Annotated in this window: 13 protein-coding genes and 1 tRNA gene; 7 read left to right on the forward strand and 7 right to left on the reverse strand. The window is 74.1% G+C overall.

Annotated features, from left to right (window positions below):
* Nucleotides 1–48 precede the first annotated feature (48 nt).
* Together IO36_RS07090 and IO36_RS07095 are read right to left on the reverse strand one after the other, a co-directional pair.
* Nucleotides 49–366 (reverse strand): antibiotic biosynthesis monooxygenase family protein, encoded by a 318-nt coding sequence (locus tag IO36_RS07090; protein WP_037617365.1) that lies wholly within the window; start codon nt 364–366, stop codon nt 49–51.
* Between the two features lie 89 nt (nt 367–455).
* A tRNA-Ala gene (locus IO36_RS07095) sits at nt 456–528 on the reverse strand.
* A 165-nt stretch (nt 529–693) separates the two neighbouring features.
* Between IO36_RS07095 and IO36_RS07100 the strand changes: the two genes are divergently transcribed.
* Complete coding sequence (locus tag IO36_RS07100; RefSeq protein WP_037618354.1) at nt 694–1,626, forward strand: hypothetical protein; 933 nt, start codon at nt 694–696, stop codon at nt 1,624–1,626.
* Between the two features lie 127 nt (nt 1,627–1,753).
* Here the strand turns inward: IO36_RS07100 and gap are convergent, their stop codons facing one another.
* Both gap and IO36_RS07110 read right to left on the reverse strand, forming a co-directional pair.
* Nucleotides 1,754–2,752, reverse strand: coding sequence for a type I glyceraldehyde-3-phosphate dehydrogenase (gene gap, locus IO36_RS07105; RefSeq protein WP_037617367.1), 999 nt, complete (start codon nt 2,750–2,752; stop codon nt 1,754–1,756).
* A 138-nt stretch (nt 2,753–2,890) separates the two neighbouring features.
* Nucleotides 2,891–3,847 (reverse strand): GlxA family transcriptional regulator, encoded by a 957-nt coding sequence (locus IO36_RS07110; protein WP_037617369.1) that lies wholly within the window; start codon nt 3,845–3,847, stop codon nt 2,891–2,893.
* Between the two features lie 511 nt (nt 3,848–4,358).
* Here IO36_RS07110 and IO36_RS07115 point away from each other — a divergent pair.
* Nucleotides 4,359–5,528, forward strand: coding sequence for an amidase domain-containing protein (locus IO36_RS07115; RefSeq protein WP_078943049.1), 1,170 nt, complete (start codon nt 4,359–4,361; stop codon nt 5,526–5,528).
* 77 nt (nt 5,529–5,605) lie between these two features.
* On the opposite strand, the gene IO36_RS07120 is transcribed toward IO36_RS07115, so the two are convergent.
* Nucleotides 5,606–5,971 carry a DoxX family protein gene (locus tag IO36_RS07120; protein WP_037617371.1) on the reverse strand — a complete coding sequence of 122 codons (366 nt, stop codon included), beginning with the start codon at nt 5,969–5,971 and terminating at the stop codon, nt 5,606–5,608.
* Between the two features lie 107 nt (nt 5,972–6,078).
* Between IO36_RS07120 and IO36_RS07125 the strand changes: the two genes are divergently transcribed.
* Complete coding sequence (locus tag IO36_RS07125; protein WP_037617374.1) at nt 6,079–6,456, forward strand: winged helix-turn-helix transcriptional regulator; 378 nt, start codon at nt 6,079–6,081, stop codon at nt 6,454–6,456.
* A 64-nt stretch (nt 6,457–6,520) separates the two neighbouring features.
* Here the strand turns inward: IO36_RS07125 and IO36_RS07130 are convergent, their stop codons facing one another.
* A complete protein-coding gene (locus IO36_RS07130; protein WP_158997262.1) occupies nt 6,521–7,927 on the reverse strand; it encodes an FG-GAP-like repeat-containing protein in 1,407 nt (468 codons plus the stop codon).
* A 218-nt stretch (nt 7,928–8,145) separates the two neighbouring features.
* Here IO36_RS07130 and IO36_RS07135 point away from each other — a divergent pair, with 218 nt between their 5' ends.
* Nucleotides 8,146–9,318, forward strand: a complete 1,173-nt coding sequence (locus IO36_RS07135) for an epoxide hydrolase family protein (RefSeq protein ID WP_037617376.1) — start codon at nt 8,146–8,148, stop codon at nt 9,316–9,318.
* Between the two features lie 37 nt (nt 9,319–9,355).
* On the opposite strand, the gene IO36_RS07140 is transcribed toward IO36_RS07135, so the two are convergent.
* Nucleotides 9,356–9,844, reverse strand: a complete 489-nt coding sequence (locus IO36_RS07140; protein ID WP_037617378.1) for a nuclear transport factor 2 family protein — start codon at nt 9,842–9,844, stop codon at nt 9,356–9,358.
* Nucleotides 9,845–10,255: 411 nt separating this feature from the next.
* On the opposite strand from IO36_RS07140, the gene IO36_RS07145 reads away from it, so the two are divergent.
* From IO36_RS07145 to IO36_RS07155, 3 genes are all read left to right on the forward strand, one after another.
* Entirely contained in the window at nt 10,256–14,602 is a 4,347-nt protein-coding gene (locus tag IO36_RS07145; protein WP_037617380.1) for an ATP-binding protein, read from the forward strand.
* A 130-nt stretch (nt 14,603–14,732) separates the two neighbouring features.
* Nucleotides 14,733–15,107, forward strand: coding sequence for a cupin domain-containing protein (locus IO36_RS07150; protein WP_037617382.1), 375 nt, complete (start codon nt 14,733–14,735; stop codon nt 15,105–15,107).
* Entirely contained in the window at nt 15,104–15,517 is a 414-nt protein-coding gene (locus IO36_RS07155) for a hypothetical protein (protein ID WP_037617384.1), read from the forward strand. Before IO36_RS07150 ends, IO36_RS07155 begins: the two co-directional genes overlap by 4 nt.
* Nucleotides 15,518–15,870: the final 353 nt, after the last annotated feature.

The raw sequence follows: 15,870 nt of genomic DNA on the forward strand, positions 1-15,870 counted from the left end.
GCGGGCGTCGGGCGCCGTACGCGAGGCGCGTCCCGTCCGCGGCAGGGGTCACGCGTTTTTCGGCGCGGCCTGCTGCACGACCTCGAAGGACCAGACCGAGGACCCACTGGCGGCGGGCTTCGGACGGTCGGCGCCGCCCTGGTGGGCCGCCTTCATCGGACCCTCCATCCAGGCCTGGAACGACTCCTCGTCACGCCAGCGCGTGTACACCAGATAGTCGTCGGTGCCCTCGACGGGGCGGAGAAGCTCGAACCACTCGAAGCCGTCGGAGTTCTCCACGGCTCCCGCCCGCGAGGCGAACCGCTTCTCGAGGGTCTCCCGCTGTTCCGCGGGCACGCTCAGGACGTTGATCTTGACTACGCTCATGAGCCCATCCTGCCGCACGGCGGCCGCCGAACCGCTCAGGGGCCACCCGAGCCGGGCCCGGGCACACAGCGGTCGCGTTCGGGGTTTCGCGGACTCGGCGGGATTCGAACCCGCGCGCCCCGACGAGCTGCCGGGAGCTCTGGCCGACTGAGCTTACGAGCCAACCGCCCCGCTCCGGGCAGTCGCCCTTGTCGGCCGAGGCCAACCGCGATCCGAGGCAGGTCGCGTGCCCTGATGCTACGAAGCCGCCGGGGTCCCGGTCGAAGGGTTTTGTGATCGTGCGGGCCGGTTCACCGGCGCCCCGTGGGCGCCTTCTACGCTCTCGGCATGCAGCGCAGCGATGTCACGCGGGACGACGGCACATGGGTGGGACTGTCCCTGGACGTACCGGACCGCCGCCGGCCGGACCTGTGCGTTCTCAGCGCCGGGCCGCGGCTGCTGCTCTCCCAGCTGTCCCGGCCCGTACTGCTCGCCGTCGTCGAAGAGCCCCTCCAGGGCGTGGACTTCTGGCGCACCGACGCGTACCGCTCCTTCGTCCCACCGCTGCGCGCCGACACGGGGCGTGCCCTGGCGGGGAGCCCCGAGCGGTGGGCCCACCGCTTCGCCCGTCACCTGGTCGACTCGCCGGGCGGGCCGTTGCACGGGGGCCGATGGCTGCTCTCGCCCGAGAGCCCGCTCCCGCGCCGGCGCCACGCCTCCACGTCGCACTCCGAGTACTGGAGCTCGATGCTCGTCGAGGGCCATCCCGACGGATACATCGACTGGTACTTCCACTCCACGGAGTGGGAGGTTCTGCCGCTGCGGCCCGTGCCCGGCCCGGACGACGGCCGGGTCAAGGCGTACCGCAAGCAGGCCCGTGAGGGGACGCTCCCACCCGTTCTGCTCTGGTGGGTCAGCGGTCTGGACTGCCATCTGATCCTCGACGGTCACGCACGACTCGCCGCGGCAATCGCCGAGTCCGTCGAGCCTCCGCTGCTGCAGTTGCACCGCACCGTGCCGCGCGACGACCTGGCCGCGCGCACCGATGAAGCCGTGGGCTCCTACGAGAACGAACTGGCACGCTTCGCCGAACTCCGCGCCGTCCACGGTCCCACCGTCCCCGACGGCGCGGCCACCGCCGGCCCGCGGCTCGCCCGTCTCCTCCACGACCTGGACACCGCACAACAGCCGACGTGGGCCTGGCCCCTGCCCGGAGGGGAAGGCGCGTGGCGTCGCATCGCACGTGAGGTGACCCTCGGCGCGGACTGGCCCCGCAGCTGAGCCCTGCCCCGACGGGCCCGCCGGGCCATCATGTCCGGACGCGAAGGAAGCCGCCCCCACCGCGACCGGCCGATTCGGGCCGGGCACGGTGGGGGCGGAGGGTTTCGTGCCCGCGCCGGGGCGTGGCTCAGCTCGCGCTGAGGAGCTGAAGCGTGTCGATGACGCGGTTCGAGAAGCCCCACTCGTTGTCGTACCAGGCGACGACCTTGACGTGGCGGCCGTCGACGCGGGTGAGGGCCGAGTCGAAGATCGACGAGGCCGGGTTGCCCGTGATGTCGGACGAGACGAGCGCGTCCTCGGAGTACTCGAGAACACCGGCGAGCGGGCCCTCGGCCGCGGCGCGGTAGGCGGCGAGGATCTCGTCGCGGGTCACGTCGCGGGACACGGTGGTGTTGAGCTCGACGATCGAGCCCACCGGCACCGGCACCCGGATCGAGTCGCCCGAGAGCTTGCCGTCGAGGTTGGGCAGCACCAGGCCGATCGCCTTGGCGGCGCCGGTCGTGGTCGGCACGATGTTGACGCCGGCGGCACGGGCCCGGCGCGGGTCGCGGTGCGGACCGTCCTGGAGGTTCTGCTCCTGGGTATAGGCGTGCACCGTCGTCATGAAGCCGTGCTCGATTCCGGCCAGGTCGTCGAGGACCGAGGCGAGCGGGGCGAGCGCGTTGGTCGTGCAGGACGCGTTCGAGACGATCGTGTGCAGGGCCGGGTCGTAGGCGTCGGTGTTGACGCCGAACGCCAGCGTGACGTCGGCGCCGTCGGCCGGGGCGCTGACGAGCACCTTGCGCGCACCGGCGTCGAGGTGCGCCCCGGCCGCCTTGGCCGAGGTGAAGCGGCCGGTGGCCTCCAGTACGACGTCCACGGAGAGTTCGGCCCAGGGCAGCTGTGCCGGGTCTCGCTCCGCCAGCACCTTGATGCGACGGCCGTCCACGACGAGGGTGTCGCCGTCGACCGTGACCGGGCGGCCCAGGCGGCCGGAGGTCGAGTCGAAGGCGAGCAGCCGTGCCAGGGCGGCGGGCTCCGTGAGGTCGTTCACCGCGACGACCTCGAGGTCCGTGTCGCGTTCCAGCAGGGCGCGCAGAACGTTGCGTCCGATGCGGCCAAATCCATTGATGGCGATACGTGTCATGAGTGGTGTCCCTTCGGCTCCCCTCCAGGTTCGCGCGCCGCCGGGGTCGGTGACAGCGGCGAGATCGCCATGGTCCGCAAGGATCGCGCCAGGGTGCCCACCGGGCGCTTTGCGCAGGCCGGGGACCGTCCGCGCGGGTCATTCGCCCTGGGTGAAGGTGCGCCGGTACTCGCTCGGGGAGGTGCCGAGGATCCGGTGGAAGTGCAGCCGCAGATTGGCCCCGGTGCCCAGGCCGACGCCCGCGGCGATCTGCTCGACGCTCCACTGCGAGCGCTCCAGGAGCTCGCGGGCCATGTCGATGCGGGCCCGCATGACCCATTGCATGGGGGTGTAGCCGGTGTCCTCCGCGAAGCGCCGGGAGAAGGTGCGGGGCGACACGGCCGCGTGCTGGGCGAGCGTCTCCAGGGTGAGGGGTTCGCCGAGCCGGTGCAGGGCCCATTCGCGGGTGGCGGCGAAGCGTTCGCCCAGCGGTTCGGGCACGCTGCGGGGCACGTACTGGGCCTGGCCGCCGCTGCGGTAGGGGGCCGCGACCAGACGGCGGGCGGCGTGGTTGGACGCGGCCACGCCGAGGTCGCCGCGCAGGATGTGCAGGCACAGGTCGATGCCGGAGGCGGCGCCCGCCGAGGTGAGCACGCTCCCCTCGTCGACGAACAGGACGTTCTCGTCGACGTTGACGAGCGGGTGCTTCGCCGCGAGGGCCCGGGTGTAGTGCCAGTGCGTCGTGGCGCGCCGGCCGTCGAGCAGTCCCGTGGCGGCGAGCGCGAACGCGCCGGTGGAGATGGCCGCGAGCCGGGCACCCCGTGCGTGGGCGGCGATCAGCGCGTCGACGACGGCGGGCGGCGGGTCCTCCCGGTCCGGGTGCCGGTAGCCGGGGACGAAGACGAGTTCGGCCCAGGAGAGTTGTTCGAGCCCGTGGGCGACGTGGTATGAGAGGCCGTCGCCGCCGGTGACCAGTCCGGGTTCGGCGCCGCACACACGGACCTCGTAGGGCATGCTCGCCCGGGTCGTGAACACCTGGGCGGCGATGCCGACATCGAGCGGTTTGGCCCCGTCGAGCACGAGGACGGCGACGCGATGCAAGGGGGATGCCGGCACGGTGACGAGGGTACGTGGCCGGACCCACCGGGCCGGCCCGGCGTGCTCGCGTCGCGGTGTCGACGCCGCCCGCCAACTGCGCGTGCCGACCGGCGGACCGGGGCCGGCCCGGCGAAACTCGCGTCGGACCGTCGACGCCGCCCGCCGACCCTGCGTACCGCGGCGCCCGGTGCGGACACGGGCGTCCCGGCCGGTCACGCCTCCCGGCGACGGTCCCGCCCCGGGGCGTCCGGCGCAACGCCCTCCCCTTCAGTACGACGTCTCACACCGGTATGTGACGCCCCACCACCCACATCGGCGTATGTCCGGCACGGTGGCCCCGGAGGCTTCCGGCGCGGTGGCCCCGGCGGGGCGGGAGCGGGCCGGCGCCGGGATTGCCCGCACGAGCGCCTAGCTGCGGCTTTCCACCACGACGCCTTGATACCGCTTCGGCAACCCCCTTCACAGGAGGCACACACGCCGTGCGAGGATGCGGCTCCGGTATCGAATACCGGTGTAGAGGGGATCCCCATTGAAATCAAGGAAACTGAGCCGTAAGCGGCAACGCGCAACCATAGTCGGCGCGGCGGCCGCCTCGGTCGTCGCCGGCGCAGCCCTGCTGCCCAACTGGTCCGCGGGAGCGGCGAGTGTCGCCGACCCCACGGTGGACGCCGCCACGAAGGCGACCTTCCAGCGGCTGGCGGACGCGGTCTTCACCGACCGCACCGACGCCCTGGTGGGCGACGACGGAGCGAAGCAGAAGACGTCGCGGTTCTCCGGCGACGTACGGCTGTCCTCGGCCCAGTCGCGTGCCGAGAAGTCCGCGCTGGCGAAGCTGGAGAGCCGCAAGGCCCGTCTGGCGGAGCTGGGCGAGAAGTACCGTTCGGCGAACACCAAGGTGACGCTGGACCGTACGCGGGTGAAGGGCCGTCACGCCTCGGTCGACGTCACCGAGACGACGACCCTGGCCTACGACAAGGCCACGGGCACGGAGCCGAAGACCACCGGCTTCGAGGCGCACCACACGCTGACGTTCAAGGCCGACCGTGAGGGCAACTGGCAGCTCACGAACGTCCGTGACACGGACGACGGGGTCGCGGTCAACCAGGTCCAGGCCACGGCGTTCGTCGCCACGCCGATGACCGGTGACAGCACGCCGCCGTCGGCGACGCGCTCCGCCACCACGTGGCCGGCGCCCGCCAAGGCGAAGAACTTCACGGCGTCGGGCTACGACTACAAGGCCATGGCCGCGTACGCCGCGAAGTACTGGAAGAACTACAACCCGGCGTACCCGAACTTCAACGGGGAGGGCGCGGGCGGGGACTGCACGAACTTCGTCAGCCAGTCCCTGAAGGCGGGCGGCTGGAAGCACGTTCCCGGCTACGTGAACGACTTCCACAAGTGGTTCGGCAACTCGGACATCCAGTCGGACTCGTTCGTCGGTGTCAACGAGTTCTCGTGGTTCGCGCTGTCCTCGAAGCGTGTCACCAGCCTCGCGAACGTCTATCAGGCCGACATCGGTGATGTCGTCCAGATGGACTTCAACAAGGACGGGTCGAAGGACCACACGATGATCGTCACGTACCGCAGCCCCCAGGGTGTGCCGTACCTGTCGTACCACTCCACCAACACCTACAACCGGTCGTTGGCGAGCATCATCGCGTCGTACCCGAACGCCGCGTACTACGCCTACCGCACCTGAGCGGTCGCGTTCCGAGGGCGGGGGCCCGGCATCCTGTGCCGGGCCCCCGCCCTTCGCGTTGCCGCGTGCCGGACGGGTCAGAGCCAGGTGGTGCCCAGCCACACGGCCGCCGCCGCGGCGGCCAGCAGGACGATGTTGAGGCCGATCATCCGCGCCTCGCCGCGCGCGAGATGGACGGCTATGCCGCCGATCTGGACGAGGACGAGACCGGTCGCGGCGGCGACGGCGAGCCCGGGCGCGATCCCGGTGAGCGGCGGCAGGACCAGGCCCACGGCGCCGAGGACCTCCAGTGTCCCGATGCCCCGCACGACCGGCATGGGAATGCGGTCGACCCAGCCCATCATGGGCCGCAACTGCTCCTGCGTCCGCAGGATCTTGATGCCTCCGGCATAGAGGTAGAAGGCCGCGAGCAGCGCTGCGACGATCCAGTAGGCGACGTTCATGGCGGCCCCTCGCACGATGGTTACCAGGCGTAAGTTGCCCCATGATGAGTTACTGACGAGGGGTCCACAAAAGGCACAGGGATGTGCGCTACCCACAGGGAGCTGTCGTGTCGCAGTACGAGCACACCTGCATGATCCGGGGGGACGGCGGACAGACGATCCGCGCCGTCCTCGACCGGATCTGCGACAAGTGGACGCTGCTGATCGTGACGACCCTCGAAGGGGGCCGGCTGCGGTTCACGGATCTGCAGCGGCAGATCCCGGGCATCTCGCAGCGGATGCTGACGCTGACGCTGCGGAACCTGGAGCGCGACGGCCTGGTGTCGAGGACGGTGTACGCGGAGGTCCCGCCCCGGGTGGAGTACGCGCTGACCCCCACCGGCCGCAGCCTCATCCCGCCGGCCCTGGCCCTGGCCGGCTGGGCGATGGAGCACATCGCGGAGATCGAGGCCAGCAGGGCGGCGTACGGGGAGCGGGCGGGCTGAATCCGGTGGGGGCCGGGGAACGCGGGCGGGCTGATGTCGGTGGGGCCGGGTGCGCGGCCGGGGGTCAGCGCTGGAGCGCGGCCCCGAGCTGGGCGCCGGTCTCGGGCGCGGCGAGGGCGTGGGGTCCGTAGCTCACCGATCCGTCGGCGGTGAGGCCCGAGGCGGTGCCGCGGAAGACCCAGACGCCCCCGTTGCCGTTGTTCTCCTTGGGCGCCGAGACGACGACGTACCCGCCGACGACGGCGGTACGGGCGCCGAACGCGTCGCCGTTCTCCGCCGTGCCGGGCACGCCGGCCGTGTTCTGGCTGAAGACCTGGACGGCGCCGCCGGACAGACCGGCCGCGCTCCCGCGCAGGACGGCGAAGGTGCCGGCGTCGGTGCGTCCGGCGTGGTCCTCCCCGGGTATCCCGGCGACGACGTCGTCGTAGCCGTCGCCGGTGACGTCCCCGACGGAGACGTCGGTGCCGAAGCGGTCGCCGCTCTCGCCCGTCCCGGGGACTCCGGGGGTGTCCTGGCCGATGAGGGTGGCCCGCGCGGCGAATCCGCCGGGCACGCCCCGGACCACGCCCACGCGTCCGCCTCCGGGGGCGGTGCTGCGGCCGAAGACGACGTCCGGGCGGCCGTCGTGGTCGACGTCCCCGAGGGCGATGCTGTCGGCGGACACGGTGTCGGCGGGCGCGATGAGCGGGCCCTCCGCGAAGCCGCCCCTGGTACCCCACAGGAGTTGCAGCCGGGGCGGGGGCACCGTCCCGTCTCCGTCCGAGTCCCACGGTCCCGCGCTGATGACGAGGTCGGTCGTGCCGTCGCCGTCCACGTCCCCCTGGGCCATCCCGTAGACCCGGACGTCCGCGTCGACGAGCGGACCCGTGCGGGCCGGGACACCGGCGCGGCTGATCGGCCCGTACCGCGTCTCGTACGCCGTGACGAGGTCCATGTGGCCGTCCCCGTTGAAGTCGCCGGCCCGGGTCGCCGCCCTGCCCTCGCCGACGATCGCCGCGGTGACGAGTCCGCCCACACTCCCCCACAGGACGGTCTGACGCCCCACGTCACGGGCGCTGCCGACGTCCTCGCCGGGCGAGCCGACGACGAGGTCGGTGTATCCGTCGCCGTCGAGGTCCGCGGCGGTCAGGTCGCTGCCGAAGCGGTCGCCCGCCTCCGCCGTGCCGGGGATTCCGTAGCGGTTCTGGCTGATCACCTGGCGCTTGATGCCGTCGGGGCCCTGGCCCATGCCGTAGACGACGGTGAAGTACCCGGCCCCGGCACGGCCGTTGACCGTGCCGCCGGGGGCGCCGATCGCCACGTCCAGGTATCCGTCCCCGTCGAAGTCGGCCCGGACCGCGCCCGGGACGGCGGCGGTGCGGGCGGTCGCCGGGGCATGGCCCGGGGAGGCCACGACGGGCGCGGCACCCGTGACGGCCAGGACGACGGCGGCCGCTGCGGCCGCGGGCAGGCGGAGCTTTCGCGAGGACAAGACGCACCCCTTGAGGACGGTGACGGCGCGACGGGGCATCCCGACGGCTGGTGTCCCACAAGACCCGCGCCCGGCACCGATGGTTGTACGCGGCGGGCGAGGGCCGTACGCCGCCGCGTCACCTCCGGTTCACCGCGATGCGGCCGTCCGGAGGCCCGCGCGACCACGGTGGGAGCCGGTGACCCAGAACCGACCGGACCGCTCCCTAGGATGCGGGCATGTCCGACGACTCTTCCCGCCCCGAGCCGTTCACCGCGCGCACCGACCCGGCCGCGCTCGAGGATCTGCGGTCACGGCTGCGCGCGACGCGCTGGCCGGACGCCCCCGAGGACGCCGGGTGGTCCCTCGGGACCGACCTCGGCTATCTGCGCGAGCTCGTGGCGTACTGGGCCGATGGGTTCGACTGGCCGGCCCGGGAGGCGGAGCTGGCCCGGCTCCCCCGCTTCCGCGTCCGGCTCGGCGGGCTCGGGATCCACTTCGTGCACGCCCGGGCCGTGGCCCCGGCCGCCCCCGTCCTTCCGCTGGTGCTCGGCCACGGCTGGCCGGACTCGTTCTGGCGGTACACGAAGGTGATCGGGCTGCTGACGGACCCCGGCGCGCACGGGGGCGACCCCGCCGACGCCTTCGACGTGATCGTGCCCGACATGCCGGGCTACGGATTCTCCGACCGCCCGGCCCGAGCGCCGCTCGACTCCGTCGCCGTCGCCGGTCTGTGGGCCCGGCTCATGGACGTCCTCGGGTACGAGCGGTTCGGCGCGGCCGGCGGTGACATCGGCAGCCACGTCAGCCGTTACCTCGCACTGGACCACCCCGGCCGTGTGGTGGCCGTACACCGCATGGACGGCGGACTGCCCGTGTTCACCGGGGACCCGGCCGATCTCACGCCCGAGGAGCGCGCGTGGCTGACGGACGCCGCGGCCTGGGGCGCCGCCGAGGGCGCGTACGCCGCGATGCACCGCACGAGACCCCAGACAGCCGCCGTCGGTCTGAACGACTCCCCGGCCGCGCTCGCCGCCTGGATCGTCGAGAAGCTCCGGGCGTGGAGCGACTGCGGCGGCGACGTCGAGCGGGCCTTCACCAAGGACGAGATCCTCACGAACGTGACGCTCTACTGGCTCACCGGGACGATCGGCTCGTCGATGAGGATGTACGCCGCCAACGCGGCCCTCCCGGCGGCCCAGTTGGCCCGCCGGGTCGAGGTGCCCTCCGGCTTCTCGCTGTTCCCCGGGGACCTCGTCCGCCCGCCGAGGGCCTGGCTCGAACGCACGACGAACCTCGTGCGCCTCACCGAGCCGCCCCGCGGCGGCCACTTCGCCCCTTTCGAGGAACCCGAGCTCTACGCGGAGGAACTCCGCGCGTTCTTCCGCCCCTACCGCGCGGCGGTCGACTGACCGCGGCCGGCCCGCCGTCCGCGCCGGGCCACCGGGATCACCGGGGAGCGGGGGAGCCGTCCGTCGGGTCCAGCCTCCGCGTCGGCCCGCCGAACGCCAGGAAGAGGGTGCGGCTCGCGATGAGCCACTCGCCGTCGACCCTGCGGAACGTGTCCTCGTAGTGGCCCGCGTTCGCGGGCAGCGGGGTGGGGACCAGGGTTCCCTCGGTGTGACCGTCGACCCGGTAGGTGACGAAGTAGGTCGTCGCGGTCGCGGTGTCCGGCGAGTCGAGGGTGATCAGGATGTTGCTGCACATCCGGCGGGAGAGGCGGTCCGCAGGGCGCGAGCCGAAATAGGCGCGCAGGGCGTCCCGGCCCACGATCCGTCGCTCGTCGTCGGGCCACTGCCAGACGCCGTCGGCCGTGAACAGGTCGCAGACCGTGCCCGGTTCACCGAGGTCGAGCCGGCGCACCAGCTCCAGGACCAGCCGCTCACAGGCGCGTTCGGCGAGCAGGCGCTGCAGCGGATCGAGATCGTGTGTGGTCATCCCTCTTGATATCAACCGGCTGTCGGGGCACACGAGTTGATTTCCGCCCCGCGTCCGCGTGGCCCGGCCCGCCGCGCAGCCCGGCATCCCTGGCGGCCCCGGGAGGCCCCCCCGCCGGTCGTCCCCATGTGGCCCGGCCCGACGTGCAGCCCGACAGCCCTGGCGGCCCGGACGCCCCTCCCGCCGGCCGCACCGGCGGGCGGCGGAGCCTCGGACGCGTCCGGCCCTGGGCACGTACGCCCCGCCAGCCCGGGCACCCCCTGCCCTCCTCCCCCGTCGTCACCGCTTCTCGGGCCCAGCGGGCGGCCCGGCACCGGATGGCCTCCTCTCCTCCCGGCGCCTCGCGGCCCGCGCGCGCCCTGCCTAGGCTCAAGAGGAGAGCGCTGCGGCGAGGGACCGGCGAGGACTGCCATGGTGACGGGCTTCCCGTTCGTGGGACGCGAGGACGTGCTCGGCGAGCTGAGCCGGGCACGGGAGGAAGCCGCCGTCGGCCGGGGCGGACTCGTCACCCTGACGGGACCGGCGGGGGCGGGCAAGACGTGCGTCGCCGAGGAGGCCGCCGCCCGGGCCGAGGGCTTTCGCACGCTGTGGACGTGGTGTCCGCCGGACGCCGTGGAACACGCGCTCAGGCCCTGGTCCCGGCTGCTGCGCGAACTCGTCGTGGACGACGTGCGCTGCGGGCGGCTGGCCGCCGCCTCACCCCCGCTGCGGGCGGTGCTCGCCGGGTCCGCGGCACACGGACCGGCCGAGGTGGACCCGGAGGCGGCGCGGCTGAGACTGGCGGGGGACGTCGCCGAGATCCTGACCACGGTGGCCCGGCGGCGGCCGCTGCTGCTCGTCCTCGACGACGTCCACGCGGCCGACGCCTCCTCGTTGCGGCTGCTCATGGAGACCGCGGACGCGGTGCGCGGGGCCCGGGTCCTGCTTCTGGCCACGGCCCGGGACGACGACGCCGCGTGGCAGGACCGCGGCTGGGCCCGCGCCCGGCTGCTGCGCCGCGGAAGCGTGCTGCCGGTGGGGCCGCTGCGGGACGAGGACGTGGCGGCGCTGCTCGACGCGGCGACGGGCCGCACACCCGCGCCCTCGGCGGTGCACGCCCTGGCCCGGTACACGGGCGGCGAGGCGTTCTTCGTGACCGAAGTCCTCCGGTCGGGCGGCGGAGTCGAGGGTCCCGCGCCCGGGGCCACGGCGACGGCCGTCTCGGTCCGGATCCGGGACGCGGTGCGCGCCCGTACCGCCGGACTGTCGCCCCGGGCCGCCCGGCTGCTGGATCTCGCCGCCCTGCTGGGCACCCGGTTCCGGCTCGACGTGCTCGCCGAGGCCGCGGCCGTTCCCCTCGACGAGGTGAGGACACTGCTCGGGGAGGCGGCGGGGGCCGGGCTGCTGGCGGAGGCCGGGGCGAACGAGGGTCGCTTCCGACACGATCTCCTGCGCGAGGCCCTGTCCGGCAGGCCGGGGCCGGCCGAGCGGGCGGAGCTGCACCGCGCGCTGGCGACCGTACTGGCCGGCCACGCCCGGCGCGGCCGTGACACGGGTCCGGCCGAGGTCGCCCACCATCTCCTCCTCGCGGGCCCGGAACACGCCCACGAGGCCGCCAAACACTGCCACGAGGCCGCCGACCGCGCCGCAGCGCTCCTCGCGTTCGAGGAGGCGGCCCGCTGGTACGGGAGGGCGGTACAGGCGTACGCGACCGCGGGAGCCGACATCTCGGAGGCCGCCGGGACCACCGCCGGCGCCGGTGCGGGGTACGGGCCCGAGAGCGCCGGGTACGGGCCCGCCGGTGTCGGTGACACCGGCCGCAGGGACGCTGTCCCGACCACGGCGGCCGGAACGCCGGGGGTCGGCGACGGTGCCGGCAATGGACCCGACGGTGATGGAGACGCCGACCGCGGGGGCGCCGTGCAGACCACGGGTACAACCGGGGCTGGCGACGGGGTCGGGCACGGGCCCGCGGGCGGCCGAAGCACTGACCGTGGTCACGCCGTACGGACCTCGACCACCGGGACGCCTGGGGCAGGCAGCGGCGCCGGAAACGGACCCGACGGTGACGGAGGCACCGGCCGCGAGGACGCCGTCCAGACCTCGGCCGCCGGGACTGCCGGGATCGGCGAGGTCAGCGGGGCGGGCAGCCGGGAGGGTGTCGCCGACGGGACGCTCGTCGAGGTGTTGCTGGGGCTCGGGGCGGCGCGGCTCGGGTCCGGGGACTGGGAGAAGTCGCGGGCGGCACTGCTGCGCGCCGCCTCGCTCGCCCGGCGCGCGGGCCGTCCCGATCTGCTGGCGCGGGCCGCTCTGGGCCTGGGCACGGGCCCCGCCGGCTTCGAGGTCGACGCGGCCGACCGCGAACAGGCCGACCTGCTCGCCGAGGCCCGCTCCGCCCTCGCGGGCGACGCGGCGCACGCCGCGCTGCGCGCCGCCGTCACCGCCCGGCTCTCGCTCGCGGCCGGGTTCCTCGAACCCGAGCAACACCGGGTCGCGCTCGCCCAGGAGGCGGTGGCCGCGGCACGCGAGGCCGAGGACCCGGCCGCCCTCGGACCGGCCCTGGCCGCCCTGTGCGACGCCCGGTCGGGACCCGACCACTGCCGCGAACGCCTCGACCGCTCCCGGGAGATCATCGACGGGGCCCGCGCCCGGCACGACCTCCCGCTCGAACTCCTCGGCAGGCGGCTGCGGTTGGTCGCGCTCATGGAGACCGGCGAGTTCGCCGGGGCGGACGCCGAGGCAGCCGCGTACGACACCGCGGCCCGGCCTCTGCGTCAGCCGCTCTACGCCTGGTACGTGCCCCTGTGGCGCGGCACCCGGGCGCTGATGGAGGGACGTCACGCGGACTGTGCCGCCGCGCTCGACGAGGTGGAGGCACTGGGCGGGGCGGCGGGCAGCCCCAACGCCGCCCTGCTCGCGGAGACGCAGCGCTGGTGCCTTTACGCGGATTCCGGCGACCGCGACAACCTGCGAAGGCTCCGGGAGCGGGCGCCTCTGGAGCGGATGCCCGGGGTGTGGCCGCGCGTCACCCTGGCGCTCATCGCGGCGCAGTCGGGGCAGCCGGAGGAGGCCTCGCGGCGCCTCGCCGGAGTCTTGCCCGCCCTGCCCACCCTGCCCCGGGACAGCGAGTGGCTGCCGACGATGGCGCAGGCCGCGGAGACGGTCGGCGCGGTGGGCACCCATGCGGCCGCGTCCTCGCTCTACGACGCCCTCGCACCGTACGCGGGCCTGTTCGCGGTGGAGGGCATCGGCGCGGCGATCCGGGGCCCGGTGGACCGTCATCTGGCGCTCCTGGCCCGGTCCATGGGGGACGGGCGGGCGGCCCGCGCGCACCGTGACCGCGCCGTACGGGCCGCGGCCGAGGCGGGGGCGTCCGCGCTCGCCGAGCGCATCGCGGAGGAGACTCCGGGAACGTCCCCGGCAGCGGGGTCCGCGGGGTTCACCGGCACGGCGGCGGAGCGAGCGATCCCGCGGACGGACACCACGCCCGGGCCGGCCGTACCGGCACCGCCGGAGCTCCGCGCCGACACCGAGCGGCTGCGGGACGGACTGAACGAGGGCCCGCCGGTACGGGGCGAGCGGAGTGAGGGCCCACCCGTGCAGAATGGGCAGGGTGACGACCCGCTGATGCAAGGCGGGCCTAGCGACGCCCCGCCGGTGCATGGCGGGCGGGATGACGGCCCGCAGTTGCAAGGTGGGCGGAAAGACAACCCGCCGTTGACGGGCGGGCGCAGTGAGCGCCCGCCGGTGCAGAGCGGGCGGAAAGATGGCCTACCGGTGCGGGGTCAGCTGAGCGGCGCCCCGCCAGGGACCGATGGGCGGGGTGAGGACCTGCCCGTGGCGGGCGGGCGCAGTGAGGGCTCACCGGCGCTGAGCGGACGGGATGGCGGCTCGCCGATGCAGGGCGGGCTCAGCGACGCCCCGCCGGTACAGGGCGGGCGGGGTGACGGCCCGCCCGAAACAGGCTCTGGCGACGTGCGGACCGGGGTCCCGGCGGGAACCGGCCTGAGGGGACCGGGTGCGGACCCGACACAAACCGTCGTAAGGGGGCCGGGGGCGGATCCGGCGGGAACCGGGGTGACGGGCCCGGGAACTGCCGGACCGGGCGCGTCCCCGGGTGCCGGCCCGGCGGGAGCCGGCGCGAGGGGGCCGGGGACGGCCGGACCGGGCGCGACCGGGCCGCAGGCGGACGCCCCGCCACCCCCCGCACCACAGTTCCGCCGCGAAGGCCCCCTGTGGCTCCTCGTGTACGCCGGCCGCGAGGCCCGCCTGCCCGACAGCAAAGGTCTGCACGACATCGCGGTGCTTCTCGGCCGCCCCGGCACCCCGGTCCCGGCGGTCGACCTGGCGTCCCCCGGTGGCACCGCCGGTGACGCCGGCCCCGCCGGGACGGACGCCGGTGATCTGCACGCTCCCGGCGATCTGGGCGAGGTCGTCGACGCCACCGCGCGGGCCGCGTACCGGCGACGGCTGCGCGAGCTGGAGGAGGAGGCCGAGGACGCCGACACCGCCGGGGACGCGGCACGGTCGCGCCGGATCGCCGAGGAGAAGGACGCGCTCGTCCGTCAGCTGTCCGCCGCCTACGGCATCGGCGGCCGGGTCCGCCGCGCCGGCTCCCCCGCCGAACGCGCCCGTACGGCCGTGACGGCCCGGGTCCGCGCCGCCGTACGCCGGGTCGCCGAGGTGCACCCGGAGCTGGGACGCCACCTGGGGACCGCCGTCCGCACGGGCACCCTGTGCGTCTACGAGCCGGAGAACCCGCCCGCCTGGCGGCTGTGAGCCCGGAACGTCCGAGCGGGGGCCGGGACCGGGTGAGCCCGCACCTCACATCGTGCCGTCCGGCCTCACGCCTGTGGGGTGAAGGCGCCGTACGGAACCGGGTACGGCCGGGGAACGAAGGGCGGACGTCATGCCGCGCACAGCCAAGGCAGAAGCGGAACTGAAGGTCGACGAGCCGGTGATCGAGGGCCGGTACGCCGAGGTCGGCCCGTACACCGTCTCGTACGAGACCATGAAGGCGGACATGGATCCGGGTCCGCTCTTCCGGGGGCTGCCCGACGACCGGTGCCAGTGCCCGCACTGGGGCCAGGTGCTCTCCGGAAAGATCGTGTTCCGGTACGCCGACCACGACGAGGTCTTCCACGCGGGCGACGCCTACTACGGCGCGCCGGGGCATCTGCCCCTCCTCTTCGCGGGCACCGAGGTCGTCGAGTTCAGCCCCACCGCCGAGCTGGACCGCACCATGCGGACCGTCGGCCGCAATCTCGCGGAGGCGACGTCATGAGCGCCCTCGACGCCCGCCGGGCCAAGGAACTCGCCGATCTGTTCGTGGAGTTCCTGGAGACGAACAGCGCCCCCGAGGGGCTGTTCACGGACGATGTGTTCGTCGACTTCAGTCTGCCCCAGTGGCGGCTCCAGACGGCGGGCCGCGACAACCTCGTCGCCCTGCGCCAAGGCAGCCACCCCGCCCTCGGCACCGTTCCACGCCACCGCGTGGACGTCACCGGGACCGGGATGGTCCTCGAGTTCGAGGAGCGCTGGGAGGACGCCGAAGGCACCTGGTACTGCCGGGAGATGCTGCGCGCCGAGGTGCGGGACGGCTCGATGAGCGAGGTGTCCGTCTACTGCACCGGCGACTGGTCCCCCGCCGTCCAGGACGCCCACGGCCGCGAGGTGACGCTCATCCGTCCCTGAGACCCGGAGACGACCGCACCGCGCCACCGCACCGCACGCGAAGTCGCCTGAGGGAAAGCCGAGTTGGCACCACCGGACCCGCTCCCCCGGACCCGGCCGCCGACAAGGATGCCTCAGGCGACTCGTGCAACCCGCAGCTACTTGCCCCGAATCTATTGATCACGAGTTCACGCCCTGATATCTATGACCACATCTTGCTTACATGATCTTCACATCCAGACGACCTGAGAGAGCTCTTGACGACCCGTCTCACCCGCGCGGCACGATTAGCGGCCACGCCCTGGGCCACACCCTGGGCCACACCCCGGGATCTTCGGCGGCACGCTCCGACGGAGCGCTGACCTCGGGCCGCC

Source organism: Streptomyces aureus (assembly GCF_000725495.1).
GTDB lineage: Bacteria > Actinomycetota > Actinomycetes > Streptomycetales > Streptomycetaceae > Streptomyces > Streptomyces aureus_B.

What these genes read in the sequence shown, in the direction of transcription:
- IO36_RS07100 (WP_037618354.1), top strand. Translation starts at nt 694, where the DNA reads ATGCAGCGCAGCGATGTCACGCGGGACGACGGCACATGGGTGGGACTG.
- IO36_RS07090 (WP_037617365.1), bottom strand. Translation starts at nt 366, where the DNA reads ATGAGCGTAGTCAAGATCAACGTCCTGAGCGTGCCCGCGGAACAGCGG.
- IO36_RS07135 (WP_037617376.1), top strand. Translation starts at nt 8,146, where the DNA reads ATGTCCGACGACTCTTCCCGCCCCGAGCCGTTCACCGCGCGCACCGAC.
- IO36_RS07140 (WP_037617378.1), bottom strand. Translation starts at nt 9,844, where the DNA reads ATGACCACACACGATCTCGATCCGCTGCAGCGCCTGCTCGCCGAACGC.
- IO36_RS07150 (WP_037617382.1), top strand. Translation starts at nt 14,733, where the DNA reads ATGCCGCGCACAGCCAAGGCAGAAGCGGAACTGAAGGTCGACGAGCCG.
- gap (WP_037617367.1), bottom strand. Translation starts at nt 2,752, where the DNA reads ATGACACGTATCGCCATCAATGGATTTGGCCGCATCGGACGCAACGTT.
- IO36_RS07145 (WP_037617380.1), top strand. Translation starts at nt 10,256, where the DNA reads ATGGTGACGGGCTTCCCGTTCGTGGGACGCGAGGACGTGCTCGGCGAG.
- IO36_RS07155 (WP_037617384.1), top strand. Translation starts at nt 15,104, where the DNA reads ATGAGCGCCCTCGACGCCCGCCGGGCCAAGGAACTCGCCGATCTGTTC.
- IO36_RS07120 (WP_037617371.1), bottom strand. Translation starts at nt 5,971, where the DNA reads ATGAACGTCGCCTACTGGATCGTCGCAGCGCTGCTCGCGGCCTTCTAC.